Here is a 25,368-nt window from a genome sequence, read left to right on the forward strand (position 1 = left end):
ATGCCGAATCCGTTGAGCGAGACCCTCGGACTGGTCACCACGCTGAGCCGCGCCCGCATGATCGCGCCGATGCGGCCCGACCGCTACCTCAAGATGGCCGCGGCCATGCGCCGCGAGGGCATGGGCATGACCGTGGGCTTCGCCAGTGCGGCGCAGCGTTGCCCCGACCGTCCGGGGCTGATCGACGAACGCGGCACGCTGACCTGGCGGGAACTCGACGAACGGATCAACGCGTTCGGCGCCGCGCTGCAACGCCTGCCCGCGGGCCAGCCGAAGGTCGTGGGCGTCATGTGCCGCAACCACCGCGGCTTCGTCGAGGCGGTGGTGGCTGCCAGCCGGATCGGCTCCGACGTCGTGCTGCTCAACACGTCGTTCGCGGGGCCGGCGCTGGCCGAGGTGGTCAACCGCGAGGGCGTGGACGCCGTGGTGTACGACGAGGAGTTCACCCCGACGGTGGACCGCGCGCTGGCCGACAGGCCGGACGCCGGCCGCATCGTGGCGTGGACCGATGGGCAGCACGATCTCACCGTCGAGGAGATGATCGCGAGGCACTCCGGGCAACAGCCGCAGCGCTCGGGCCGCAAGGGCAGGATGATCCTGCTCACCTCCGGCACCACCGGAACGCCCAAGGGCGCCAACCAAACCGGGGGCAACGCCGGAATAGGCACCCTCAAGGCGATCCTGGACCGCACGCCGTGGCGGGCCGAGGAAAACGTCGTGATCGTCGCGCCCATGTTCCACGCCTGGGGCTTCTCCCAGTTGATCTTCGCCGCGTCCATGGCCTGCACGGTGATCACCCGGCGCAAATTCGACCCCGAGGCGACCCTGGATCTCATCGACCGCCACCAGGCCACCGGGCTTGCCGTGGTGCCGGTGATGTTCGACCGCATCATGGAGTTGCCGGCCGAGGTGCGACGCCGCTACAACGGCCGGTCCCTGCGATTCGCCGCGGCATCGGGATCGCGGATGCGGCCCGACGTGGTCATCGCGTTCATGGACGAGTTCGGCGACGTGATCTACAACAACTACAACGCCACCGAGGCCGGCATGATCGCCACCGCAACCCCGCAGGACCTGCGGGCCGCGCCCGACACCGCGGGCCGGCCCGCGGGGGGAACCGAAATACGAATCCTGGACCCGGAATTCAACGAGCTGCCGACCGGCGAGGTCGGCAGCATCTACGTGCGCAACAACACCCAGTTCGACGGTTACACCGAGGGCTCCACCGGCAAAGGGAAGGACTTCCACGCTGGATTCATGTCGTCGGGCGACGTGGGTTACCTGGACGAGGCGGGTCGCCTGTTCGTCGTCGGACGCGATGACGAGATGATCGTGTCCGGCGGCGAGAACGTGTACCCGATCGAGGTGGAGAAGACCTTGGCTGCGCACCCCGACGTGGCGGAGGCGTCGGTGATCGGCGTGGACGACGAACAATACGGGCAGCGGCTGGCGGCCTTCGTGGTGCTGGAGCCCGGCGCCACGCTCGACGCGGCCGCCGCTCCCGAGGCGCTCAAGCAGCACGTGCGGGAGAACCTGGCCAACTACAAAACCCCCCGCGAAATCACTGTGCTGGACGAACTTCCACGCAGCAGCACCGGCAAGATCCTGCGCGCCGATTTGCAAGCGCGGGTGCAGGGGTGACGCGGCTGGCGCGGACGATCAGAAAGCCCCGGCCGCTGGCGCGGGCCGCTCTCGAGTTGGCCAACGCGGCCAACGGATTACGTCCGCTGGCCCGCAAGGGATACAGCACCGTGCTGGTCTTCTGGTTCGGCTGGCCGGCCTCGGAGGTGCCCGGCGTCTACTTCTCCGCCTCGCTGCTCGACGCGCTGCGGCGCGGTCGCCGCGGCGACTTCACGGGACGGCGCGGAAGGGCCGCCCTGGCGCTGACCGTGGCTTCCTGGGCCGTCCTGGGCGTGATCAAGTATCGCGGCGTCACCACTCCCGGGCCGGTGCTGGAGGCGGGGCTGCGCGACCAACTGGGCGATGACTACGAAGAGGCGCTGAGCAAGCTGCCCCAGACAACACCGACGCGCAGCGGACGGCGCACTCTGCCGCTGGGCAACACCATCGCGCGCCGCCGCTACGTCGAGAAGACCAACGTGGTGTCCTACGGTCCGCATGGCCGGGCCAACCTCGCCGACATCTGGCGCCGCCACGATCTGCCGCGCGACGGCAAGGCGCCGGTGCTGCTGCAGGTGCCCGGCGGCGCCTGGGTGATCGGCATGCGCCGCCCCCAGGCCTACCCGCTGATGAGCCACCTGGCCGCGCGCGGCTGGGTCTGCGTGTCGATCGGCTACCGGGTGTCGCCGCGACACACCTGGCCCGACCACATCGTCGACGTCAAACGCGCGCTGGCCTGGGTCAAGGAGAACATCTCCCGCTACGGCGGGGATCCCAACTTCGTGGCGATCACCGGCGGATCCGCCGGCGGCCACCTCTGCTCGCTCGCGGCGTTGACGCCCAACGACCCGAAGTTCCAGCCCGGCTTCGAGGACGCCGACACCTCGGTGGTCGCCGCCGTGCCGGTGTACGGGCGCTACGACTGGTTCTCCACCGAGGGCGAAGGCCGGCGCGAATTCGTGGATCTGCTCCAAAAGTTCGTTGTCAAAAAGAAATTCGCCACACACCGCGACACCTACGTCGACGCCTCACCGATCCGGCGGCTGCGCGCCGACGCGCCGCCCTTCTTCGTTCTGCACGGCCACGACGATTCGCTCATCCCGGTCGGCGAGGCCGAAGAGTTCGTCCAGGAACTGCGTGGGGTATCCAAGAACCCGGTCGCCTACGCCGAATTACCGCACGCCCAACACGCTTTCGACATATTCAGTTCCCCGCGGGCTCATCGGTCCGCCGAGGCGGTGGGTCGATTCCTGTCGTGGGTGTACGCGACGAATCCGCCCGAGCGCGACTAGCTGCTCTCCCGCGCGGCGGCCTTCTCCAGGTCGGTCAGCGCCGGCTCGATCCGATCGGCCATGTCGTCGATGTCGTTGGCCACCTCGGGCGTCGTCACGAAACCGAAGTCCAGGTAGTCGGTATAGGAGAAGCAGGTGATGTTCAGCGCGACGTCCATCACCGGCGGTCCCAACGGCACCAGCGAATCCAGCTTGGCGCCCGCCATGTACAGCGGGAACGGCGGGCCGGGGACGTTCGAGACGACCAGGTTGATGGGAGCCAGGTTTCGTGACAGACCGCTGGCCGTGTAGGCCCGCGCGGCCAGCCCCAGCAACCCCGGGGGGGTGGTCTCGGTCAGCCCCATGATCTGATGCGCCGACAACGCCTTGGCCATCAGCTTGGCGCTCTGGGTGCTTTCGTGGATGGTCCGCAGCCGCTCCCCCGGGTCGTCGACGTCGGTGGCCAACGAGACGGTCATCGAGCTCACCTTGTTGCCGATGTCGTCCTTGTTCTCGTCGGTGCGGGTGGACACGGGGATCTGCGCGATCAGCGGTTTGGCGGGCAGCTCACCGCGCTTCTGTAGGTAGTCGCGCGCGGCGCCGGCCACCAGCGCCAGCACGACGTCGTTGAGCTTGACGCCGTAGGCGTCCTTGACGACTTTGGCGCGGGCCAGTTCGACGCGGCAGCCGGTGATGCGCCGGTGCGGCGAGACCGGCGCATTGAAGCGGGTTTTGGGCGCCTCGAAATAGCGCGGCGGCCTGCTGCGCACACCCAGGGTGGCGACCTGCTGACGCACGGTCTGCTCCATCAGCCGCGCGATGCGGAACGGCGTCTTGACCCCGACGTTGATGAGGGCCCCGACGGCGCGCCGCTCCAGTCCCGGCAGTTTGAAACCCACCAGTGATCCGACCGTTTCCTGTTGCGGCGCACGCGGTTCCGGAGTGACGTCCAACAGAATTTCACCCAGGCCGGCACCCGAGACTCCGTCGACGATGGCGTGGTGCATCTTGGTCAGCGTGGCGATCCGGCCGCCCTCGACGCCCTCGATCACCCACATCTCCCACAGCGGCCGGGAGCGGTCCAGCTTGTAGGACATCAGCCGGCCCACCAGCTCCTCGAGCTCGCGGCGACCGCCCGGCGCGGGAACACCGATTCGGCGAACGTGGAAGTCGACGTCGAGTTCTTCGTCCTCGACGAACCAGGGCCTGTCCAGGCCCAGTGGCGCGCCGGTGACCCGCCACCGCAATTGCGGCACCTCCGGCAGGCGCTCGATCAGCAATTGACGGAGGCGTTGAAAGCTGTACTCGGAGGACTCCTTCGGGTCGCAAATCGCCAACGCCCCCACGTGCATGTGCCAGCCCGCGGTTTCTGCCGACCAAAATGCCGCGTCGACACTCGAAAGCCGTTTCATTCCCTGAACGTAGTCCCCCCAAGCCCGTCCCCACCAGCGAATGCCCAACAATCAGCGGGACGCGATCAGGCGTCCTCCAGCAAATCCGGCGTGACCGCTGACTCGGTGTCGGGGATGCCCTCGACCTTCGCCTTGCGATCGGCCATCGACAGCAGCCGCCGAATACGGCCCGCCACAGCATCTTTCGTCATCGGAGGATCGGCGAGCCGGCCGAGTTCCTCAAGTGATGCCTGCCGGTGCTCGACGCGCAACTTCCCGGCCGACGCGAGATGGTCCGGAACGGTGTCGCCCAGGATCTCCAGCGCCCGTTCCACCCGGGCGGCCGCCGCGACCGCCGCCCGGGCCGATCGGCGCAGATTGGCATCGTCGAAGTTGGCCAGCCGGTTGGCCGTGGCCCGGACCTCGCGCCGCATCCGGCGCTCCTCCCACACCAGCCGGGTGTCCTGGGCGCCCATCCGGGTGAGCAATGCGCCGATCGCCTCGCCGTCGCGCACCACCACCCGGTCGGCGCCACGCACCTCGCGGGCCTTGGCGCTGACACCGAGCCGGCGCGCGGCCCCCACCAACGCCAGCGCCGCCTCCGGGCCGGGACAGCTGACTTCCAGCGCCGACGAACGTCCCGGCTCGGTCAGCGACCCGTGCGCCAGGAAGGCTCCCCGCCATGCGGCCTCGGCATCACCGACGCTGCCCCCCACCACCTGCGCCGGCAGACCGCGAACCGGGCGGCCGCGATTGTCGAGCAGGCCGGTCTGGCGGGCCAGCGCCTCACCGTCATTGGCCACCCGCAGCACGTATCGGGTGCTCTTGCGAATCCCGCTGGCCGACAACACATGCACGACGGCGTTGTATCCGTAGAGCTCGAAGATGTCCTTGCGCAGCCGCCGGGCGACGTTGCCGAGGTCCACCTCGGCCTCGACCACGACGCGGCCGCCGACGATGTGCAGCCCGCCGGCGAACCTCAGCAGGGAAGTCACTTCCGCCCGGCGCGCGCTGACCGATTTCACCATGAGGCGGCTCAGTTCGTCCTTGACTTCGGTCGTCATCGCCACGCGTCGTCACCCCTTGGTCCGCTGCCGGCCGGTCCACCCCCGGCTTGTGGGTTTGCACCGCCCACCCGAATATCCGCGGAGGCCGTGACCGGAGACGCTCCCGGAGCTTTACGGGCCGCCCGGACCCCGTCCAGGGCCGCCGCGAGCTTGCCTGGATCATGTAAAGGTGTACCAGGTCTGGCCACATCGACGAAGTGGACCTCGGCCGAGAGCAGTGTGGCGGTGCGGCGCAGTTGATCGCGTTCGCGCTCACTGGGCACCCGTTCGGCGTCGATGATGATGTCGTGCACGCCGAATTCCGGCGCGTGCTGCGCCAGCACGTGCAGATGACGCTCGACGGAGAAGCCGGCCGTCTCCCCCGGCTCGGCCACCAGATTGAGCACCAGGGCGCGCCGCGCGGTGGTTGCCCGTAGCGCGGCGGCCAGTCCCGGCACCAGAACATGCGGGATCACGCTGGTGAACCACGAGCCGGGGCCCAGCACGACTAAATCCGCGGCCATGATGGCGTCGACGGCCTGCCGTGTCGCCGGGGGGTTGTCGGGTAGCAGACGCACGCGGCGCACCTTGCCCGGCGTGGTCGCGATCGCCACCTGGCCGCGGATCAGCCGGAACATCCGCGGGTCACTTTCCAGACCGGAGACATCGGCCTCGATCTGCAGCGCGACCGGGCACATCGGCAGCACCCGCCCCTTGACACCCAGGATGCGCCCCAGCTCGTCAAGTGCGGCCACCGGATCGGCGAGGACTTCGGACAGGCCGGCCAGCAGCAGGTTGCCGATCGGATGCCCGGCCAGGGCGCCGCTGCCGCCGAACCGGTGCTGCAGGATGGTCGCCCACAGCCGCCCGTGAGGGCTGTCAGATGCTAAGGCCGCCAATGCCATTCGCAGATCGCCGGGAGGCACGACGTCCAGTTCGCTGCGCAGCCGGCCGGAGGAGCCACCGTCGTCGGCGACGGTTACCACCGCGGTCACATGAGGAGTCAGCCGGCGGGCCGCCGACAGCGTCGCGTACAGGCCGTGTCCGCCGCCCAGCGCGACGATGCCCCGGTTCATCGGCTCGGTCATTCGCGGCCCAGATCCCGGTGCAGCACCCGCACCGACAGTTGCGCGTCCCCCTTCTGGGCGTTCAGCAACTGCATCAATGCCTCGGCGATCGCAACGCTGCGATGCTTGCCGCCGGTGCAGCCGATGCCGACCGTCATATAGCGCTTGCCCTCCCGGCGGTAGCCGTCGACGACCAGAGACAGCAATCGATGGTATGCGTCGAGGAACTCGGCCGCGCCGGGCTGGCTCAACACGTAGTCCCGCACCGCCGGGTCCCGCCCGGTCAGCGGACGCAACTCGTCGACCCAGTGCGGGTTCGGCAGGAACCGCACGTCCATCACCATGTCGGCGTCCATCGGCAGGCCGTACTTGAAGCCGAACGACTCGACCGTGACGCTAGTGGTCGCGCTGGCGGCGCCGCCGAACGCCCGCTCGATGGTCTCGCGGAGGCCGCGCACCGACAGCGTCGAGGTGTCGATGATCAGGTCGGCGGTGGCGCGAACCGATGCCAGCATCCGGCGCTCCGCGGCGATGCCCTCGGCCAGGGTCTGATCGCCCTGCAGCGGATGGCTGCGACGATTCTGTTCGTAGCGGCGCACCAGCATGTCGTCAGATGCTTCCATGAACACCACGCGCGGGGCGATGTTTCGGGTAGCCAGTTCGGTGCGCACCGAGTCCAGATCGCCGGTGAAGCCACGCGACCGCACGTCCATCACCACCGCCAGCTGGGTGATCCGCGAGCCGGCGGCCAGACCGAAATCGACCATCCGGGTAATCAGCTGCGGGGGCAAGTTGTCGGCCACGTACCAGCCGAGGTCTTCGAGCACCTTGGCTGCGGTACCCCGCCCGGCGCCGGATAACCCGGTCACCAGAACGACGTCGATACCGGCCGGGGCGTCCACCGAGTGACCGCCCGCGAACTCACCTTGGCCCGTCATGGGGCAGCCTCGGATTGCTCGGGTCGCAGCGCCTCCAGGACGGCGGTGGCGGTTGCCACCCCGATGCCGGGAACCGCGGTGATCTGGTCGACGGTGGCCTCCTTGAGGCGGGCTATCGATCCGAAATGGCTTACCAATGCCTTGCGGCGATGTTCTCCCAATCCTGGCACCGAATCCAGCACCGACGCCGTCATTCGCTTGGACCGCTTGCTGCGATGGTAGGTGATCGCGAACCGGTGCGCTTCGTCACGGACCCGTTGCAGCAAATAAAGCCCCTCGCTGTTGCGCGGCATGATCACGGGGTCGGGCTCGGAGGGCACCCACACCTCTTCCAGCCGCTTGGCCAGGCCGATCACCGCGACGTCGGTGACGCCGAGTTCCTCGAGCGCCGCACTGGCCGCGTTGACTTGTGGCGCACCGCCGTCGACGACGTAGAGGTTCGGCGGGTACGCGAAACGGCGCGACTTTCCTTCCGGGGAAAGCATATTGGGGTCGTTTTGCTCACTCAGGTGCCGCGCGAAGCGGCGACGGGTCACCTCGGCGATGGACGCGACGTCGTCGGAGCGCCCCTGTCCGGCTGCTTCCCGGATGCCGAAATGCCGATAGTCCGACTTGCGCGGCAGGCCATCCTCGAACACCACCAGCGAGCCCACCACGTCGGTGCCCTGCACATGGCTGATGTCGACGCATTCGATGCGCAGCGGCGCGTCGGACAGGCCGAGGGCCTCCTGGATGTTCTGCAGCGCAGCGGATCTGGCGTTGAAATCGCCGGCCCGCCTCAGTTTGTGTTGCTGCAGCGCGTCTTTCGCATTGCGCTGCACGGTTTCGGCGAGCGCACGCTTGTCGCCACGCTGTGGCACCCGCAGCGCCACCCGGGAGCCGCGCAAGCCGGACAGCCAGCTGGTCAGCTCCCCGCTGTTGGACGGCAGGCAGGGCACCAGCACCTCGCGCGGCACCGGGTTCACCGATTCGTCTGCGGCGCCGCCCAATTCGGCCTGCTCACCGTAGAACTGGGTCAGGAACTGCTCGACCAATTGTTCCTCACCGGAATCGCCCGGGTCTGCGGACTTTTCGACGATCCAGCCGCGCTGGCCGCGGACCCGGCCGCCGCGGACGTGGAACACCTGGACCGCGGCCTCGAGCTCGTCGTCGGCGAAGGCCACCACATCCGCATCGGTGCCGTCGCCGAAGACGACGGCCTGCTTTTCCATCGCCCTCTTCACCGCGCCCAGGTCGTCACGCAGCCGCGCGGCCCGCTCGAAATCGAGTTGCTCGGCCGCGGCGTTCATCTGCTGTTCCAGCTCCCGCGCGAACCGGTCGGTCTTGCCGGACAGGAAGTCGCAGAAATCGTCCACGATCTGGCGGTGCTGCTCCGCACTGACCCTGCCGATGCACGGCGCCGAGCACTTGTCGATGTAGCCGAGCAGGCAGGGACGGTCGATCTGCTTGTGCCGCTTGAACACTCCCGCCGAGCAGGTACGAGCCGGAAACACCCGGGTGAGCAGGTCCAGCGTTTCCCGGATGGCCCACGCGTGCGAGTACGGGCCGAAATATCGCACCCCTTTGCGGCGGGGGCCGCGATAGACCATCAGTCGCGGGAACTCCTCGTTGAGGGTCACCGCCAGCACCGGATAGGTCTTGTCGTCGCGGTACCGGACGTTGAACCGCGGGTCGAACTCTTTGATCCAGTTGTATTCGAGCTGCAGCGCCTCGACTTCGGTGTTGACCACCGTCCACTCGACCTTCGCCGCGGTGGTCACCATCTGCCGGGTTCGCGGGTGCAGGCTGGAGATATCGGCGAAGTATGACGTCAGCCGGCTGCGCAGGCTCTTGGCCTTGCCGACGTAGATGACTCGCCCGTGCGGATCCCGGAAACGGTAGACGCCAGGCTCGACCGGGATGGACCCGGGCGCGGGGCGGTAGGTGGCGGGATCGGGCACAGATCCAGGCTAGTAGCCGCCGGCGACGTGCCGAGAAAGGCGGGGCCCGTGCGGGTGCCGGTCTACTGTGGTGCATACCGGTCGCCACGATGTTTGGGGGGGATTACCGTCGATTCCTCGCTAGCCTGGTTGCTGCAGCCTGTCGGCGTCGACACCTTCCTCGACGAGATCTGGGCGAGCAGGCACCACCACATCGAGCGATGCCAGCCGGGCTACTTCGACCGGCTGCTGCCCGGGCCTTCGGTCGTCGGCGGGCTCCTTGAGCAGGTGCAGCCCGAACCGTCGGCCGTGCGACTCGTCAAGGGCGGCGAGGACAAGGATCCGGAGACCTATCGCCGCGCCGACGGCGGCCTGGATCCGGTCCGGGTGCGCGACGGCCTGGCCGACGGCTACACCATCGTCGTGAACGGACTCGAGCGGTACTCGCGCACGATCGCGTGGTTGTCTCACTCCATCGAAGTCGAGCTGAACTTCCCGACCCGGGTCAACGCCTACGTCACGCCGCCGGAATCGACCGGCTTCGTCCCGCATTACGACCCACACGACGTACTGGTTTTGCAGATCCAGGGATCCAAGACGTGGCATGTGTCCAGTACCGCCGCCGTGCCGCCACACGAGATCCAGCGACGAAAGGGGGTAGGGACGGGCGGGCTCACGTCGTCGACCGACATGTGCATGCGGCCCGGCGACGTGCTGTATTTGCCGCGCGGCCAAGTGCATTCGGCCGAGACGCGCTCCGAGCCGTCGGTCCATCTGACGATCGGGCTCCACGCTCCCACCGTGCTCACGCTCGTCACGCACGCGTTGTACGCGCTGAGCCTGCGCGACCCGCGCGTGCACGCCCGATTGTCGCCGCGGCACCTGGATGACGTAACCGCCCGCGAGGGCCTGGGCGACATCGTGCGGGACAGCCTGCGGGCAGTCGAGGATCCCGAGGTCCTCACCGAAGGCCTCGACGCGCTGGCCGACGTCTTGGTCCGGCGCGGCCGATGCCCTCCGGTCGGGCGGGTCGGCGACACTGTCGGCATCGACGGGGAAACGCTCGTCGCGAAGTACGAGCCGCTCTATGCGCGAGTGGCACAGGTCGAGGACCGCGTCGTGTTGCAGTTCGCTCAGCTGGCGGTGGGCGCCGGCGCCGACCATGAAGCGGCGATGCTGTTCCTGGCCGGCAGTACAGGGCCTTTTCGGGTCGGGGATCTGCCCGGGCTGAGCGCGCCGCAGCAAACGGGGCTGGCGCAGACTCTGATTCTGAACGGGTTCCTCGTCCGCCTGTCCGATGGCTGACAATCAGCTTCGCATCTCCGGTGAATCTCCCGGTTTATATCCGCATTTCCGGTTGTTTACAGCGTAAAATTTGGCATATGCGGGCTGCTACGTTGGCGATATCGCTTAGCCGGCCCGTCGCGGCACGTCGACGCGGCGGTTCGCTCACGACGCGATAGCGGCCGCTATGTGCTCGACGGGCCCGCAACTGTCGCGGGACCGCCTTCGTTTCGGGAGGAGCGCAACATGGCAGCACGCGCGCACGCGGGCGGCCGACGATGACCATGCCGATCTGGGCCGCGTTTCCCCCGGAGGTGCATTCGGCGGCGCTGTCCAGCGGACCCGGGCCCGGCTCCTTACTGTCCGCGGAGCAGGCGTGGCAGGCACTCAGTGCCGAATATGACTCCGCCGCACAGGAACTCGGCGAGTTGCTGGCGGCGGTGCAGGCCGGCACGTGGCAGGGCCCCAGCGCCGAGGCCTTCGTGGCCGCCCATGTGCCATATCTGGCATGGCTTTTGCAGAACAGCGCCAACAGCACCGCGGCGGCCCGCGAGTCCGAGACTGTGGCCGCAGCCTATACCGCCGCGCTGTCGGCCATGCCGACGCTCGAGGAGCTGGCCACCAACCACGCCGTCTTCGCGCAACTGGTGGCGACGAATTTCTTCGGTGTCAACACGATTCCGATCGCACAAAACGAGATCGAGTATCTGCAGATGTGGCTGCAGGCGGCTACCACGATGGCGATCTACGAAGCCGTGGCCGAGACCGCGATGACGTGGAAACCGCCCACCGCCCCACCGCCGGCGATTCAGAAAACCGATCTTCCCAACCAGGATGCCGGCGGAAACCCAACTCAGTTGAGCTGGTGGGTAACTCGCGTGCAGGAAGTGGCCAGGGCCATCAGCGGTGACCTGAGCCAGTCGCCCTCGAACCCGTCCGCGACCCTCTCCGACTTGATGACCGACCCGCTACTGGTGACCGAGGTTCCCCACTGGGCGGGCGAGTCGCTCCTCTACTTCGCCCCGCAAGTGCCGGAGTTGACGCAACTCTCGTTCGGCCTGATCGCGCCCTTCATCCCCGTCGCGGGTGCCCCGGGCTTGGCCGGGCTGGCCGGGCTGGCGGGCGTCACCCAACCCGCCCCCACGCTGCCGGCCGTGGCACCCGCGCCGGCTCCGTCACACACCGGAGTGCCGGTCGCGATGGCTCCCGGGCTCGGCGCGCCCGCTTCGACCCCTGCCACCGCCCCGATGCACGCGCCCGCCCCCGCCGCGGGGCCGCCATCGGTCGCGGCACCGGCGCCGCCCGCCCCCGGCGCCCCGGCATTCAGCTACCCGTACGTGGTCGGGCCTCCCGGTCTGGGGGCCGGCACGAACATGACCATCGGCTCCCCCGCCGGGCAGAAGTCGCCGGACCCCGACGCGGTCGCGGCGCCCGCCGTCCCGGCCGCACGGGAACAGGCTCGGCGGCGCCGGCGCGCCCGGCCGGGCGTGATCGACCCGGGTCGCCGCTACGAATACCTCGACCAAAGTTCCGGCGCGGAATCCGCCGAGTATTCAGGGGCTTCCGATCTGGGTGCGGGGCGTATGGGGTTCGCCGGCACCGCCCGCGAGGCCGACGCCGCTCCGGCGGGCTTGACCACACTTGCCGGCACTTCATTGGCGGACAGCCCGAATCGGCCTCTGCTGCCGAGCAGCTGGAGTCCCGAGACCGAAGAAGGGGAATCAGACGGTCCGTGAGGGGAGCCGCGGTCGTGGCCGGCCCCGGTTTCTACGCGGTACGCCCGCTGATCTGCGCGAGGCGTTTCGCAGTCCAGTCCGCCATGGGGAACCCGGGCTTGGCATCACAAGCCGACAGCAGCAGGACCGCTCGCGGCAGGGCCGCCAGCCCGTAGTCACAGGTCCATCCCGGCTGGGTCATCGTCCACACCACGGCGACGTGCGACGAGGTATCGACGTCGCTGAGGTGCATCGACGCTGACCTTCCGTCTCGGGTCACCCCGACGGCGTCGCCGCGGCACTGGCCGATCGCGATGAAACCGTCAACCACCACGTGCTGGACGTCCAACGGGTCGCCGTAGATGTCGACCGACTCACCGTAGGTTGCCGAACCGGCGAAGCGGTAAGCGGATTCGGCGTGCTCAGCTGCGCCCGGCGGCCGCAGGGGCGAGTTCTCGAACACCACGGCCGCTTCGCAATTCGGGGGCTGGGCCGTGGTGAAGTAGTCGTCGCCCACCGGCATCGCGGTCGCCGCTCCGAAAGGCGTGTCGTCCCCGGTCTGCAGCAGCAGGTCTTGCGCGCGGGGCGTCGGGTGTTTCACCGGGGCGGACGGCGCTCGCCCCGACTGACCGGACGCCCCGACCGCCCGTCCCCCCACCACAACGTTGCAACCACTGAGCGCCAGCATGGCGGCGACGGCGACGGCAACCGCGGCCGCGCGTGCCCGAAGTGCCATCGGCCGATGGTACAGCGCTCAGCGCGTCTGCAGGTCCGGTCGATAGCGCACCAGCAGCGAGCGCACCGTGTCCATGGCGTCCACGGCGCGGCCCTTGTCAACGGCCTGGATGGCCATCACCGGTATGTACTCGTCATCGGGTAAGTCGATTCGTGCCCATCGGTGGCCCACCGGGAACGACACTCCGGCAACATCCGGCCATTCGATCAGCTTGTCGCCCAACAGGTTTCTGACCGAAACACCGGCCGGTCCCACTCGCAGCCGCGGCCGCGCGAACAACAGCACGACTCCGGCGATGATTAGACCCAGCGCCGCGATCGCCACCTGATCGGAGGTCTGAAAGACCACCCCGGTAGAGCTCACCTTGAGCAGCAGGCCGACCACGATGTGCGCCGCGGCGATGAGGAACGCCGCCCCATAGGCGAACAGCGGTGTGCGATGGGGACGCAACACCGCATCCCAGGTCTCGCGGTCCGAAGGCGACGTCACGACCGAGCGCGCAACTCACGCAGGGTGAGCGCGGCGGACAGGGCCGCGCCGGCCGCCTGGGCCCCTTTGTCCTCGGCCGACGCGGGAAGCCCGGCGCGATCCAGGGCCTGCTGCTCGTTGTCGGTGGTCAGCACGCCATTGGCGACCGGCGTCGAGGCGTCCAGCGAGACCCGGGTCAGTCCCTGAGTCACCGCGTCGCAGACATATTCGAAATGCGGTGTCTGCCCGCGGATCACGACCCCCAGCGCGACGACGGCATCGTGATTGCGGGCCAATTCCTGTGCCACCACCGGGATTTCGATCGCGCCCAGCACACGGACCACCGTAGGGTCGTCGACGCCCGATTCGGCGGCGACCTTGCGTGCGCCGTCGAGCAGCGCGTCGCAGATCTCCCTGTGCCAGGTGCTTGCCACGATGCCGAGCCGCACACCCGCAGCGTCAACCGCCGGCATCTCCGGCACGCCGGCGCCACCACTCACAGAGCACCGCCGAATTCGCCTGGCAAATGGACGGATTCGTGAAAATCGTCCAACCCGGCCAAGTCGTGGCCCATCTTGTCCCGCTTGGTCATCAGGTAACGGATGTTCTCCGCGTTGGCGCGCACCGGCAACGGCACGCGCTCGATGATGTGCAGGCCGTACCCGTCCAGCCCGACCCGCTTGGCCGGGTTGTTGGTCAGCAGCCGCATCGAGCGCACCCCGAGATCCACCAGTATCTGCGCGCCGATGCCGTAATCCCTTGCATCAGCCGGCAATCCGAGCTTGAGATTGGCGTCGACGGTGTCTTCACCGGCATCCTGCAATTGGTAGGCCTGCAGCTTGTGCATCAGTCCGATGCCGCGGCCCTCGTGGCCGCGCATGTACAGCACGATGCCGCGTCCCTCGCGGGCGACCATCGCCATCGCCGCGTCTAGCTGCGGGCCGCAATCGCAGCGGCGCGAACCGAACACATCGCCGGTCAGGCATTCGGAGTGCACGCGCACCAGCACGTCGTCACCCTCGGAGTTGGGCCCGGCGATGTCGCCGCGCACCAGCGCGACGTGCTCGACCTCTTCGTAGATGCTGGCGTAGCCGATCGCACGGAACTCCCCGTGCCGAGTCGGAATCCGGGCCTCGGCGATCCGGGCGATGTGCTTCTCGTGCTTGCGTCGCCACTCGATCAAATCGGCGATAGTGATCATCGCAAGGTCGTGTTCGTCGGCGAACACCCGCAGCTCGTCGGTCTGCGCCATCGAGCCCTCGTCTTTTTGGCTGACGATCTCGCAGATCGCGCCCGCGGGCTGCAACCCGGCCAGCCGAGCGAGGTCGACGGCGGCCTCGGTGTGACCGGGACGGCGCAACACGCCACCGTCCTTGGCGCGCAACGGAACCACATGACCCGGCCGGGTGAAGTCGTCGGCGACGGTGGTGGGATCGGCCAGCAGGCGCATTGTGGTGGCCCGGTCCGAGGCGGAAATTCCGGTGCCCACGCCCCGCCGCGCGTCGACCGTGACGGTGTAGGCCGTGCCGTGCTTGTCCTGGTTCACCGCGTACATCGGCAGCAGCCCCAGCCGGTCGCAGATGGCACCGTCCAGCGGCACGCACAGGTAGCCCGAGGTGTAGCGCACCATGAACGCCACCATCTCCGGCGTCGCCTTCTCGGCGGCGAAGATCAGATCGCCCTCGTTCTCGCGATCCTCGTCGTCGATGACGATGACGGCCTTGCCGGCCGCAATGTCGGCAACCGCCCGCTCGACGGAGTCCAACCTCGTCATCTTTGCTACCTCGCCGTTCCCGCCGTCCGACGGAGAACACTGTCGATACCGCTCACACGAGAAGCCCACGTGTTGCATTCAGTATGAACCACGGGGGCGCCCCCGTTATTGCCGCGGCTCGATCAGCGGGACGGCTCCGGAAGGCATTGCGCCGCCGAGCCGGTGGGCGGTGCCGATGGCCTGACCACTTCCGATGCCCCCGCAGCGATCCCGTCGCCGCGGAATCCATTGGCGTCCCGGTGCCGGACCAAGGTTGGTCGCCGTGAGAGGCGTCGCCTAATCGTTGCCGGAATCACAGATTCGCCCGACGGGACGGCCAACGCGGCTTCAACGGCCGGGCGGGGCAGACCGTGGCGCCGGAATACTTTTCGCAGCCGTAAATGGCAGAGCCTCTAATTGTCCCCGAGGTCGCCCGCAAACAAGATGCCGATGCCGAGAATGGTTTGCCGTCCGGCGATACCGTCACTAGGTGCCAAAATATCGCCAGGACAGGGCTTTATACACCGAAAGCCTTTGCACCAGATATGTGTTGGCTGTGCCCAAAATTTGACACAAGCAAAGGATAAATAGGGTTTCGCGCGCATTGCCAAGGGCAATACAGCCCGCATGAATACCAACACACAAAAACGACCGTGGGTCCGCCTGTGTACCGGCGCGCTCGCGGCCGGCGGTTTGGCCATGTCCGCGCTCGGACTGTCCACCGGCACCGCTGCCGCGGCGCCTCCGCCTGCACCTATGTATCACCATCACTGGTGCCCGGGGGAGCAGTGGGACCCGGGCTGGGGCCCCTATCAGAACTGGAACAACTGCCGTGACTGGGACGACAACAATTACGGCGGCCCGGCCGGCTACGGGGCTCCGCCGTGGGCGGGGCCACCGCCGCCTCCGCCGCCGTGGGCACCGTGGGCTCAGATCGTCTGGGACCCCGGCATGAACCATTGGGGCTACTGGGAAGGCCCCAACTGGCGCCCCGTGTAATCAGCCGAGCAATCCGCTGATCCCAGACAGGCCGCAGCCGCGGTGCGAGACGCCGCGGCCAGCGGCCTGTTTTCATGAATCGCTCAACGTAGTTGGCGATTCAGCGGCGTTCGGCTCGTAGCGGGCGCCCGCAATCCCGACGAATGACGCGCCTCCGAGGGCTGCGGGGCGTGCTCAGTCACGAAGAAAGTCATTCGCGCCGACTGCGCCAATTATTTGCACATCCGTCAATAGGCCGATACCGTCGGGCCGCCCGGCGGCAGTCAACGTGCCGCCTCAGCTCACGAGCAGAAGGTGTGACCGCTGAAGACCAAGAGCAGCAAAAAGATGCTGAAAGCCGTCGCGCTGGCCGCGGCGCTGACCGGAGGCGTGATGCTGGTGTCGTCGGGCGTCATCACAATCGACCTTGACGCAATCAGAGTGGAATAACCCGCTCGCCAGGGCGGCCTGAGCCATGCCCGGCCTGCCCTTCTGGCCGCGAGAGCAGCCGCTCAACGTACTTGGCGATGATGTCGACCTCGAGGTTCACCGGCGTCCCGACCGCAGCGCGGCCCAAGGTGGTCAATTCGCGGGTGGTGGGTATCAACGAGACTTCGAACCAGTTCCCCGGGTCGCCGCCCAGCCCGGACACCGTCAATGAAATCCCGTCGACGGTGATCGATCCCTTCTCCACGACGTAGCGGGCCACCTCGGCCGGCATCTCGATTCGCACCACTTCCCAGTTGTCGGACGGCGCCCGGGACACGATGCGCCCCGTCCCGTCGACGTGCCCCTGCACGATGTGTCCGCCCAGCCGGCTGTTGACGGCCGCGGCGCGCTCCAGGTTCACGCGGCTGCCGACCTGCAATTCGCCCAAGTTGGACCGCTTGAGCGATTCGGCCATCACGTCCGCAGTGAACTGACCGTCGGGCAACAGCTCCGCGACCGTGAGGCACACACCGTTGACCGCGATCGAATCGCCGTGGCCCGCGTCCGCCGTCACGACGGCGCCGCGGATGGTCAGCCGCGCCGCGTCGGGAAGGACGTCACGAGCAGTCACCTCGCCGAGTTCCTCGACAATCCCGGTAAACATCTGCTTAGGCTAATTGGCCCGCATGCACGCTGATGAGCAGGCAAAGACCAGCGCCCCGGCGACACCGGCACCCCGCGTTCACCAGAGCAGTCACCGGCACCCTTTACGATGCACAGTATGCAGACCCGCCGCCGTCTATCGGCCGTCATCGCATCCCTGACCCTCGCCACCGCCTTGATCGCAGGCTGTTCGTCGGGCTCCAAGCAGAGCGGCGCACCGCTTCCCGATGCCTCGACCTTGGTCAAGCAGTCGTCCGCCGCGACCAAGAATGTCAAGAGCGCGCACCTCGTGCTGAGCGTTCAGGGCAAGATCCAGGGGCTACCGCTCAAGACACTGACCGGTGACCTCACCACGGCGCCTTCCACCGCCGCATCGGGCAACGCGACGATCACCCTGGGCGGGTCCGACATCGACGCGAACTTCGTGGTGGTCGACGGGACCCTGTACGCCGCCCTCACCCCGAACAAGTGGAGTGACTTCGGCAAGGCGTCCGACATCTACGACGTGTCGGTGCTGCTGAACCCCGACACCGGGCTCGGTAACGTGCTCGCGAACTTCACCAACGCCAAGTCCGAGGGCCGCGACAACATCAACGGCCAGAACACGGTCAGGATCAGCGGGAACGTCTCCGCGGACGCGGTGAACAAGATCGTGCCGCAGTTCAACGCGACGCAGCCGGTGCCGAGCACGGTGTGGATCCAAGAGAGCGGTGACCACCAGCTGGTCCAGGCCAATCTGCAGAAGAGCTCGGGCAACACCGCCCAGATCACCCTGTCCAACTGGGGCGAGCAGGTTCAGGTCACCAAGCCCCCGGTGAGCCAGTGACCGCCGGGACCGAGGCCCTGGCCGGGCACCAGACCGGACGCCGCGTAGCGATCAGCGCGGGCAGCCTTGCGGTCCTGCTGGGCGCCCTGGACGCCTACGTCGTCGTGACGATCATGCGCGACATCATGACCGACGTTCACATCCCGATTAACCAGCTGCAGCGCATCACCTGGATCATCACGATGTACCTGCTGGGCTACATCGCCGCCATGCCACTGTTGGGCCGCGCTTCCGACCGATTCGGCCGCAAGCTGGTGCTGCAGGTCAGCCTGGCGCTGTTCATGGTCGGCTCCGTGGTCACCGCGCTGGCCGGTCACTGGGGCGATTTCCACCTGCTGGTCGGCGGCCGCACCATCCAGGGTGTGGCCAGTGGCGCACTGTTGCCGGTCACCCTCGCGCTGGGGGCCGATTTGTGGGCTCAGCGCAACCGGGCCGGTGTGCTCGGCGGCATCGGCGCCGCCCAGGAACTCGGTAGCGTGCTGGGCCCGCTGTACGGGATTTTCATCGTCTTCTTGTTCCACGACTGGCGATACGTGTTCTGGATCAACGTCCCGCTGACCCTCATCGCGATGGTGATGATCCAGTTCAGCCTCCCGTCACACCAACGGGTCGAGGAGCCCGAGAAGGTCGACCTGGTCGGTGGCGTGTTGCTGGCGGTCGCCCTCGGTCTGGCCGTGATCGGCCTCTACAACCCCCAACCCGACGGCAAGCAGATCCTCCCGAGCTACGGGTTGCCGCTGGTCATCGGGGCGGTCGTGGTGGCGGTGCTGTTTTTGCTCTGGGAGCGCTTCGCGCGCACTCGGCTGATCGAACCGGCGGGCGTCCACTTCCGCCCCTTCCTGGCCGCGCTGGGCGCCTCACTGTTCGCCGGTGCCGCGCTGATGGTGACGCTGGTGGACGTGGAGCTGTTCGGCCAGGGCGTGCTGGGCGAGGACCAGGCCCAGGCCGCCGGGCTGTTGCTGTGGTTCCTGATCGCTTTGCCGATCGGGGCGGTGCTGGGCGGCTGGATCGCCACCCGGGTCGGTGACCGGATCATGACCTTCGCCGGGCTGCTGATCGCCGCCTACGGGTACTGGCTGATTCACTTTTGGCGCCAGGACGTGATGGACCAGAAGCACAACATCTTCGGGCTGTTCAGCGTGCCCGTGCTGCACGCCGACCTGCTGGTGGCAGGCATCGGCCTCGGCCTGGTGATCGGGCCGCTCACCTCTGCCGCGCTGCGCGTGGTGCCCTCCGCGCAGCACGGCATCGCCTCGGCTGCGGTGGTGGTGGCCCGGATGACCGGCATGCTGATCGGTGTGGCCGCGCTCAGCGCGTGGGGCCTCTACCGGTTCAACCAGATCGTCGCGAACCTGACTGCCGAGATCCCGCCCAACGCCACCCTGTTGGAGCGCATCGCCGCGCAGGGCACGCTGTACCTCAAGGCCTTCGCCCAGATGTACGGCGACATCTTCCTGGCCACGGTCGTGATCTGTATCGCGGGTGCCCTGCTGGGCCTGCTGCTCGGTGGGCGTAAAGAGCACGCCGAAGAGCCGGAAATTCCCGAGCCGCAAGCGGTCTCGCTGGGTGAGCGCTAGGCGCTTCGCGGCACCAGGCTGAGCAACAGGTCGGGCCCGACCCGGTCGATGCCGTCGAACTGCCAGCGCAGCGCTCGCGCGATCGTGGTCACCCCCACGTCGTCGACCGCGGTGACGGGGCCGCCCAGCAGGGTCGGCGCGACGTAAGCCAGAATCCGGTTGACCAGCCCGGCCCGCAGGAACGCGCCCGCCAGAGTCGGGCCGCCCTCCAGCAGCACATCGGTACGGTCCGACACCGCCTTGAGCACCTCTAGTGGGTCGTGCGTGCGAATCAGCATGGTTCGCGAATCGTCGTTGAGAACCTTTGCTTCCGAGGGTATTTCACGCTTCCCGACGACGACGCGCAGCGGTTGCCGGTTGGCCAGTGAGCCGTCGGGCAGCCGGGCGGTCAACGCCGGGTCGTCGGCCAGCACGGTGCCGGTCCCCACCACGATCGCGTCGGCGGCCGCGCGGCGGCGATGCAGATCCAGCCGCGAGGCCTCACTGGAAATCCACTGGCTGGAGCCGTCCGCGGCCGCGCTGCGGCCGTCGACACTGCTGGCGTATTTCCAGGTCAGATGCGGAAGCCCGGTTCGTTGCTTGTGTAGCCACTCCCGCAGCGGGCCACCGCTCACCTCGTCGGCCAGCACGCCGGAGTGCACCGCCACGCCCTCCTTCTCGAGGCGGGCCGCTCCACCGGCGGCCTCCGGGTTCGGGTCGCCGACGGCGTACACAACGGTGCCCACCCTCGCGTCCAGCAGCGCGTTCACGCACGGCGGGGTTCTGCCGTAGTGGTTGCACGGCTCGAGGGTGACCACGGCGGTGCCGCCGGCCGCCAGATCACCGGCCCGACGCAGCGCCAGGACCTCGGCGTGATCGCCCCCTGCCGGTTCGGTGGCGCCGACACCCACCACCTCGCCAGCGGCGTTCAAGACGACCGCGCCCACCGGCGGGTTCGGATACGTGGTCCCCTTGACGTGATTGGACTGGTCGATCGCCAGGCGCATCGCGGCGTCAAGGCTGTCGCCCGGCGGGACCGTCATCGACGCAGGTGCGGGGACGCGTCGGCCGCCTGGCGGCGCAACGCGTCGATCGCGGCCTCCGGGTCTTCGGCGCCGTAGACGGCCGACCCCGCGACGAAGCAGTCGACGCCGGCCTCGGCGGCCTGCTCGATGGTGTCCTCGTTGATGCCGCCATCGATTTCGACCAGGATCGTCAACTCCCCCGCCTCGATGAGCTTGCGCGCGGTACGCACCTTGCTCAGCACCTCGGGGATGAAGCTCTGGCCACCGAACCCCGGCTCCACAGACATGATGAGCAGGGTGTCGAACTGCGGCAGAATCTCCAGGTAGGGCTCCAGCGGGGTTCCCGGCTTGACGCTGATGCCCGCTTTGGCGCCGGCGGCGCGGATATCGCGGGCCACCGCGATCGGATTCTGCGTGGCCTCGGCGTGGAAGGTGACGTTGTAGGCGCCCGCCTCGGCGTACGGGGGCGCCCAGCGGTCGGGGTCCTCGATCATCAGATGGCAGTCCATCGGGATGGTGGTGGCGGCCAGCAGGCTCTCCACCACCGGCAGCCCGAGGGTCAGGTTCGGCACGAAGTGGTTGTCCATCACGTCGACATGCAACCAGTCGGCGCCGGTCACGGCGGCGGCTTCGTCGGCGAGCCGGGAAAAGTCGGCGGAAAGGATCGACGGCGCGATCAAAGGCCCCTTCAACGGTTCCGTATTGCGAGGCATGAGCGCCAGACTACTGAGCCGCGCGGCCCGGTTCACATCCGGCGCGGCCGCGCGCTACCCCGCCTCGCGGCGCAGCGCGGCCGCGAACATCGCGTCGGTGCCGTGCCGATGCGGCCAGAGCTGCACGTGCGGCCCGTCGCCCAGGTCGGCGACGGGCGCGAACATCGGCCGGGTGTCCAGGGCGCTCACCGGGTGGCGGCGCAGCGCGTCGGCGACCACGCCGACGGTTTCGGCCAGGTGCGGCGAGCAGGTGGCGTACAGCACCACCCCGCCGGGACGGGTCAGCGCAATCGCGGCGCCGAGCAACTCGCGCTGCAGCTTGGTCAGCGGGGGCACGTCGGCGGGTTGACGCCGCCAGCGGGCCTCCGGCCGGCGGCGCAGCGCCCCCAGCCCGGTGCAGGGCGCGTCGACGAGCACCCGGTCAAAGGTGGGTTCCAGATCCGTGTGTCGCCCGTCGATGCGCAGCACGTCGACCGGCAACCCACGGGTGTTCTCGGCCACCAGATCGGCGCGCCGCGGCGCGGGCTCCACCGCGGTGAGCCGGAACCCGGACCCCGGGTGCTGCTGCGCACCGAGCGAGGCCAGCAGCGCCGTCTTCCCGCCCGGCCCGGCGCACAGGTCCAGCCACCGGCCACCGTCGCCGTCGACGGGCGCCAGGGTCAGCGCCCGGGCCACCAGCTGGCTGCCCTCATCCTGCACCAGCGCGACGCCGTCGCGCACCGGCGCCAACCGCCCGGGATCACCGCCCGCCAGGTACACCGCGTACGGCGAATATCGGCCGACCGTCCCGCCAACCGCGTCGGCCAACTCGGCGGTGGTCAGGGCGCCCGCGCGGGCGGCCAGATGCACCTGCGGCCGCTCGTCGTCGCTGGCCAGTACCGCGTCGAGTTCGGTCGCGGCGGCACCCAGCGCATCGGCGAAAGCCTGGGCGATCCACCGGGGATGGGCACGTACGAACGCGGCGTGCCCGATCGGATCCTGCGCCGGGTCCGGGGCCAACGCGGCGACCCAGGACTGCTCGTCGCGCCCGGCGATGGCACGAAGCACTCCATTGACGAAACCCGCTCGCGCGGAATCGAATTCGATTCCAGCCTGCTCGACGGTGGTGGACACCGCGGCGTGGGCGTCGACCCGGGTGCGCAGCAATTGATACGCGCCGAGGCGCAGCAGGTCGAGCAGCACCGGATCGATTGCCTGCGGCGAGCGTCCCGCCGCCGCGCCGATGACGGCGTCGAGCAGGCCGCGGGCGCGGCAGGTGCCGTAGGTGAGCTCGGTCGCGAATGCCGCGTCGCGCCCGGTGATTTCGCGTTCACGCAGCAGCGCGGGCAGCGCCAGATTCGCGTAGGCATCGCGCTCGCTGACCGCCCGAAGCACCTCGAAGGCGGCGGCGCGGGCGGGGTCCAGCGGCCGGCGCGGTGGTCGGCGGTCCCGTTGCCGGGGGCCGCGGTCGCGGCGCTGCGGGTTGCGTTCCGGCCGGCCACGCTGCGCTCGGTCGCGCCCGCCGCTCATGTGGCCCGCACCGCGGCGTCAAGCCGCGCGCCGCGCGCCCAGTCGACCGCATTCATGAATTTCTTTCCGGGCGGCTGAACTTGGTCCAGCCGGACCGGATCCGAACCCGTGCCGATCCAGACACTCTTGCGATCGACATGAATAGCGCCGGGCGACAAGGGTTCTGATGGCCCTGGCAGAGCGCCGTCCTGGGAAACCCGCACCGGCCCCAGCTTGATGCGCAGGTCACCGATCAGCGTCCAGGCGCCCGGATTCGGCGTGACGGCGCGGATGCGGCGATCGACCACCAGGGCAGGCAGGTCCCAGCGCACCCGGGCCTGTTCGACGGTGACCTTGGGCGCGATGCTGACGCCGTCGGCGGGTTGCGGCACCGGCGTCAACGTCGCGTCGGCAATGCCGTCCAGCGTGGTCGACAACAGCGCCGCACCCGAAACAGCCAGCCGCTCAAGCAGTTCCCCGGCGGTGTCGGTCGGCCGGATCGTCTCGGTCACGACCCCGTAGATGGGGCCGGAGTCCAGGCTCGGCTCGATCTGAAACGTCGAGGCGCCCGTGATGCTGTCGCCCGCCGCGATGGCCGCCTGTACCGGGGCGGCGCCGCGCCACGCGGGCAACAGCGAGAAGTGCAGGTTGATCCAGCCCCGCGGTGGCACCGCCAGCAGGCCGTCGCGCAGCAGCGCGCCGTAGGCCACGACGGCGCAGCAGTCGGGCGCCAACTGCGAGAGCTCCGCGACGAATTCGTCCGAGTTCGGCCGCGATGGCCGCAGCACCGGAATGCCGCGATCGAGCGCTTCGCGGGCGACCGGTGACGGCTCCGGCTTGCCGCGCCGACCGGCCGCCGCGTCGGGCCGCGTCAGCACCGCGATCACCTCGTGCCGCGGTGAATCGCTAAGACGGCGCAGTGCGGGTAGCGCGGGTTCGGGGGTTCCGGCGAATACAAGACGCACCGGCCCAGTCTAGGAAGCGGCGGACCCGCATCCGACCCGGCCGAGCGTGGGGAATGTGCGTGCGTACACTATTGCCTATGGCTATTATTTCTTACAGCCATTAACTAGCGGTTGCGAAAGCACCGCGAAATCATGTCGGCAACGAGGTCGAAAGGCCACCCTTTTCCCTTCTGCAGGAGGTCTCCATGACCCTCGACACCCCGATCAACGACGCTTCGGCCGCCGCAACGTCCCGCATGGTATGGGCGCTGGGCGACTACGCCCTGATGGCCGAGGAAGTGATGGCGCCCCTTGGCCCCGCGCTGGTCGAAGCCACCGGCATCCGGCCCGGCCTGCGGGTCCTCGACGTCGCCGCCGGCTCGGGCAACATCTCGCTGCCGGCCGCCGCCGCCGGTGCCACCGTCGTCTCCACCGACCTCACCCCGGATTTGCTGCAGCGGTCGCGGATCAGGGCCGAGGCGCGGGGCCTGAAGATCGACTACCGCGAAGCCAACGCGCATGCGCTGCCGTTCGGCAACGGCGAGTTCGACGTCGTCCTGTCCGCGATCGGCGTGCAGTTCGCCACCGATCAACAGCGCGCCGCCTCCGAGCTGGTGCGGGTCTGCCGGCCGGGCGGCACCATCGGCGTGATCAGCTGGACCCCCGAGGGGTTCTTCGGCCGCATGCTCGCCACCATTCGCCCCTATCGGCCGAGCCTGTCGCACCCAGTGCCGCCGGCTGCGCTCTGGGGGCGCCCGGGCTACGTCGCCGCGCTGCTCGGCAGCGAGATCGGCGAGATCACCACGGCGCGAGGCATGTTGGCGGTCAACCGGTTCGACAGCGCCGAGGCCGTGCACGCGTACTTCAAGCGGCACTACGGCCCGACGATCGAGGCATACGCGAACATCGGCCACAACCCCGTGCTGACGGCCGAGCTGGACGCCCAGCTCGTCGAACTCGCGCAGCAGCACCTGGCCAACGGCACGATGGGCTGGGAGTACCTGCTGCTGACCGCCCGGAAGCGGACGGGCTGCTAAAGGTCGATGTCGGCGTCCAGGTGGACGTCGGGCTCGCCGCCGGCGGCGGTGAAGGCCGTCAGGGCCCGCACCAGCCCGTGCCGCTCCGGCGGGGGCATCTTCGCCACGATGGCCGCGATCTCGGCGCGCCGGTGCGCGGTGACCTGGTGGACGACGTCGCGGCCGCGGGTGGTCAGCGCGGCGAGCAGCTCGCGCCGCGACGTCGGGTGCGGCAGGCGGTCGATCAGCCCGGCGGCGACCAACCGGTCCACCATCCGGCCGGTGGCCGACGGCTGCACCCCCAGCAGACCCGCCAGGGTGGCCAGGTTGACCGGGCCGCGATTGGACAGGATCACCAACGTCCGGAACTGCGCGATGGTGATGGTCTCGTCGACCTGCCCGACGGAGCGGGCCGAGATGGCCATCAGCAAACGGGAGGCCGTAAGTAGGGCATCCGTGATGACGTCCAACGACTCGTCAACCGCGGTGTTATCCGCTGCCATAACGCCCCTCTCCGGATGG

The 25,368-nt window shown here is 68.8% G+C and carries 23 protein-coding genes; 8 read left to right on the forward strand and 15 right to left on the reverse strand.

From position 1 onward, the window contains the following. On the forward strand, nt 1-1,641 hold the full coding sequence (fadD12, locus tag AC5Y4H_RS05620; RefSeq protein ID WP_499979290.1) for an acyl-CoA ligase FadD12: 1,641 nt from the start codon (nt 1-3) through the stop codon (nt 1,639-1,641). 5 nt (nt 1,642-1,646) lie between these two features. Further along, nucleotides 1,647-2,912, forward strand: coding sequence for an alpha/beta hydrolase (locus AC5Y4H_RS05625; protein WP_499979569.1), 1,266 nt, complete (start codon nt 1,647-1,649; stop codon nt 2,910-2,912). Here AC5Y4H_RS05625 and AC5Y4H_RS05630 read toward each other — a convergent pair. From AC5Y4H_RS05630 to uvrC, 5 genes are all read right to left on the reverse strand, one after another. Next, complete coding sequence (locus AC5Y4H_RS05630; protein ID WP_499979291.1) at nt 2,909-4,303, reverse strand: WS/DGAT/MGAT family O-acyltransferase; 1,395 nt, start codon at nt 4,301-4,303, stop codon at nt 2,909-2,911. The genes AC5Y4H_RS05625 and AC5Y4H_RS05630 overlap by 4 nt on opposite strands. A gap of 65 nt (nt 4,304-4,368) precedes the next feature. Continuing rightward, the gene (gene whiA, locus AC5Y4H_RS05635; RefSeq protein WP_499979293.1) at nt 4,369-5,346 is read right to left on the reverse strand and encodes a DNA-binding protein WhiA; all 978 of its coding nucleotides are present in this window, start codon (nt 5,344-5,346) and stop codon (nt 4,369-4,371) included. Continuing rightward, nucleotides 5,343-6,404, reverse strand: coding sequence for a uridine diphosphate-N-acetylglucosamine-binding protein YvcK (gene yvcK, locus AC5Y4H_RS05640; protein ID WP_499979571.1), 1,062 nt, complete (start codon nt 6,402-6,404; stop codon nt 5,343-5,345). The genes whiA and yvcK overlap by 4 nt, the downstream gene beginning before the upstream one ends. Nucleotides 6,405-6,412: 8 nt before the next feature. Next, complete coding sequence (rapZ, locus tag AC5Y4H_RS05645; protein ID WP_499979294.1) at nt 6,413-7,333, reverse strand: RNase adapter RapZ; 921 nt, start codon at nt 7,331-7,333, stop codon at nt 6,413-6,415. Continuing rightward, the gene (gene uvrC / locus AC5Y4H_RS05650) at nt 7,330-9,273 is read right to left on the reverse strand and encodes an excinuclease ABC subunit UvrC (protein WP_499979295.1); all 1,944 of its coding nucleotides are present in this window, start codon (nt 9,271-9,273) and stop codon (nt 7,330-7,332) included. The genes rapZ and uvrC overlap by 4 nt, the downstream gene beginning before the upstream one ends. Before the next feature lie 102 nt (nt 9,274-9,375). On the opposite strand from uvrC, the gene AC5Y4H_RS05655 reads away from it, so the two are divergent. Then, a complete protein-coding gene (locus AC5Y4H_RS05655; RefSeq protein ID WP_499979575.1) occupies nt 9,376-10,557 on the forward strand; it encodes a cupin domain-containing protein in 1,182 nt (393 codons plus the stop codon). Between the two features lie 257 nt (nt 10,558-10,814). After that, entirely contained in the window at nt 10,815-12,272 is a 1,458-nt protein-coding gene (locus AC5Y4H_RS05660) for a PPE family protein (RefSeq protein ID WP_499979298.1), read from the forward strand. Between the two features lie 31 nt (nt 12,273-12,303). Here the strand turns inward: AC5Y4H_RS05660 and AC5Y4H_RS05665 are convergent, their stop codons facing one another. The 4 genes from AC5Y4H_RS05665 to AC5Y4H_RS05680 are packed head-to-tail and all read right to left on the reverse strand — an operon-like array spanning nt 12,304 to nt 15,229. Then, nucleotides 12,304-12,987: a hypothetical protein gene (locus tag AC5Y4H_RS05665; protein WP_499979301.1), complete on the reverse strand. Its 684-nt coding sequence runs from the start codon at nt 12,985-12,987 to the stop codon at nt 12,304-12,306. Nucleotides 12,988-13,005: 18 nt separating this feature from the next. After that, nucleotides 13,006-13,476 carry a PH domain-containing protein gene (locus AC5Y4H_RS05670; RefSeq protein WP_499979302.1) on the reverse strand — a complete coding sequence of 157 codons (471 nt, stop codon included), beginning with the start codon at nt 13,474-13,476 and terminating at the stop codon, nt 13,006-13,008. After that, a complete protein-coding gene (gene ribH / locus AC5Y4H_RS05675; RefSeq protein ID WP_499979304.1) occupies nt 13,473-13,955 on the reverse strand; it encodes a 6,7-dimethyl-8-ribityllumazine synthase in 483 nt (160 codons plus the stop codon). Before ribH ends, AC5Y4H_RS05670 begins: the two co-directional genes overlap by 4 nt. Further along, nucleotides 13,952-15,229 (reverse strand): bifunctional 3,4-dihydroxy-2-butanone-4-phosphate synthase/GTP cyclohydrolase II, encoded by a 1,278-nt coding sequence (locus AC5Y4H_RS05680; protein WP_499979306.1) that lies wholly within the window; start codon nt 15,227-15,229, stop codon nt 13,952-13,954. The genes ribH and AC5Y4H_RS05680 overlap by 4 nt, the downstream gene beginning before the upstream one ends. Before the next feature lie 678 nt (nt 15,230-15,907). Here AC5Y4H_RS05680 and AC5Y4H_RS05685 point away from each other — a divergent pair. Continuing rightward, nucleotides 15,908-16,207 carry an Mtp family mycobacterial-type pilin gene (locus AC5Y4H_RS05685; protein WP_499979307.1) on the forward strand — a complete coding sequence of 100 codons (300 nt, stop codon included), beginning with the start codon at nt 15,908-15,910 and terminating at the stop codon, nt 16,205-16,207. A gap of 415 nt (nt 16,208-16,622) precedes the next feature. Here the strand turns inward: AC5Y4H_RS05685 and AC5Y4H_RS05690 are convergent, their stop codons facing one another. Then, nucleotides 16,623-17,279, reverse strand: a complete 657-nt coding sequence (locus AC5Y4H_RS05690; RefSeq protein WP_499979310.1) for a riboflavin synthase — start codon at nt 17,277-17,279, stop codon at nt 16,623-16,625. 117 nt (nt 17,280-17,396) lie between these two features. Here AC5Y4H_RS05690 and AC5Y4H_RS05695 point away from each other — a divergent pair, with 117 nt between their 5' ends. Next, entirely contained in the window at nt 17,397-18,104 is a 708-nt protein-coding gene (locus tag AC5Y4H_RS05695) for an LppX_LprAFG lipoprotein (protein ID WP_499979312.1), read from the forward strand. Between the two features lie 17 nt (nt 18,105-18,121). Then, complete coding sequence (locus tag AC5Y4H_RS05700) at nt 18,122-19,681, forward strand: MFS transporter (protein ID WP_499979577.1); 1,560 nt, start codon at nt 18,122-18,124, stop codon at nt 19,679-19,681. Here AC5Y4H_RS05700 and ribD read toward each other — a convergent pair. Genes ribD through fmt form a run of 4 tightly spaced genes read right to left on the reverse strand, consistent with a single transcriptional unit; the run spans nt 19,678 to nt 23,851 of the window. After that, the gene (ribD, locus tag AC5Y4H_RS05705; protein WP_499979313.1) at nt 19,678-20,703 is read right to left on the reverse strand and encodes a bifunctional diaminohydroxyphosphoribosylaminopyrimidine deaminase/5-amino-6-(5-phosphoribosylamino)uracil reductase RibD; all 1,026 of its coding nucleotides are present in this window, start codon (nt 20,701-20,703) and stop codon (nt 19,678-19,680) included. The genes AC5Y4H_RS05700 and ribD overlap by 4 nt on opposite strands. Next, the gene (gene rpe / locus AC5Y4H_RS05710; protein WP_499979314.1) at nt 20,700-21,398 is read right to left on the reverse strand and encodes a ribulose-phosphate 3-epimerase; all 699 of its coding nucleotides are present in this window, start codon (nt 21,396-21,398) and stop codon (nt 20,700-20,702) included. The genes ribD and rpe overlap by 4 nt, the downstream gene beginning before the upstream one ends. A 54-nt stretch (nt 21,399-21,452) precedes the next feature. Further along, complete coding sequence (locus tag AC5Y4H_RS05715; RefSeq protein WP_499979316.1) at nt 21,453-22,907, reverse strand: RsmB/NOP family class I SAM-dependent RNA methyltransferase; 1,455 nt, start codon at nt 22,905-22,907, stop codon at nt 21,453-21,455. After that, nucleotides 22,904-23,851 (reverse strand): methionyl-tRNA formyltransferase, encoded by a 948-nt coding sequence (gene fmt / locus AC5Y4H_RS05720; protein WP_499979317.1) that lies wholly within the window; start codon nt 23,849-23,851, stop codon nt 22,904-22,906. The genes AC5Y4H_RS05715 and fmt overlap by 4 nt, the downstream gene beginning before the upstream one ends. 185 nt (nt 23,852-24,036) lie before the next feature. On the opposite strand from fmt, the gene AC5Y4H_RS05725 reads away from it, so the two are divergent. Continuing rightward, complete coding sequence (locus tag AC5Y4H_RS05725) at nt 24,037-24,867, forward strand: class I SAM-dependent methyltransferase (RefSeq protein ID WP_499979319.1); 831 nt, start codon at nt 24,037-24,039, stop codon at nt 24,865-24,867. On the opposite strand, the gene AC5Y4H_RS05730 is transcribed toward AC5Y4H_RS05725, so the two are convergent. Beyond that, nucleotides 24,864-25,349: a MarR family winged helix-turn-helix transcriptional regulator gene (locus AC5Y4H_RS05730; RefSeq protein WP_499979321.1), complete on the reverse strand. Its 486-nt coding sequence runs from the start codon at nt 25,347-25,349 to the stop codon at nt 24,864-24,866. The genes AC5Y4H_RS05725 and AC5Y4H_RS05730 overlap by 4 nt on opposite strands. Nucleotides 25,350-25,368 lie beyond the last annotated feature (19 nt).

The sequence above is a fragment of the Mycobacterium sp. NGS58 genome (assembly GCF_059812385.1).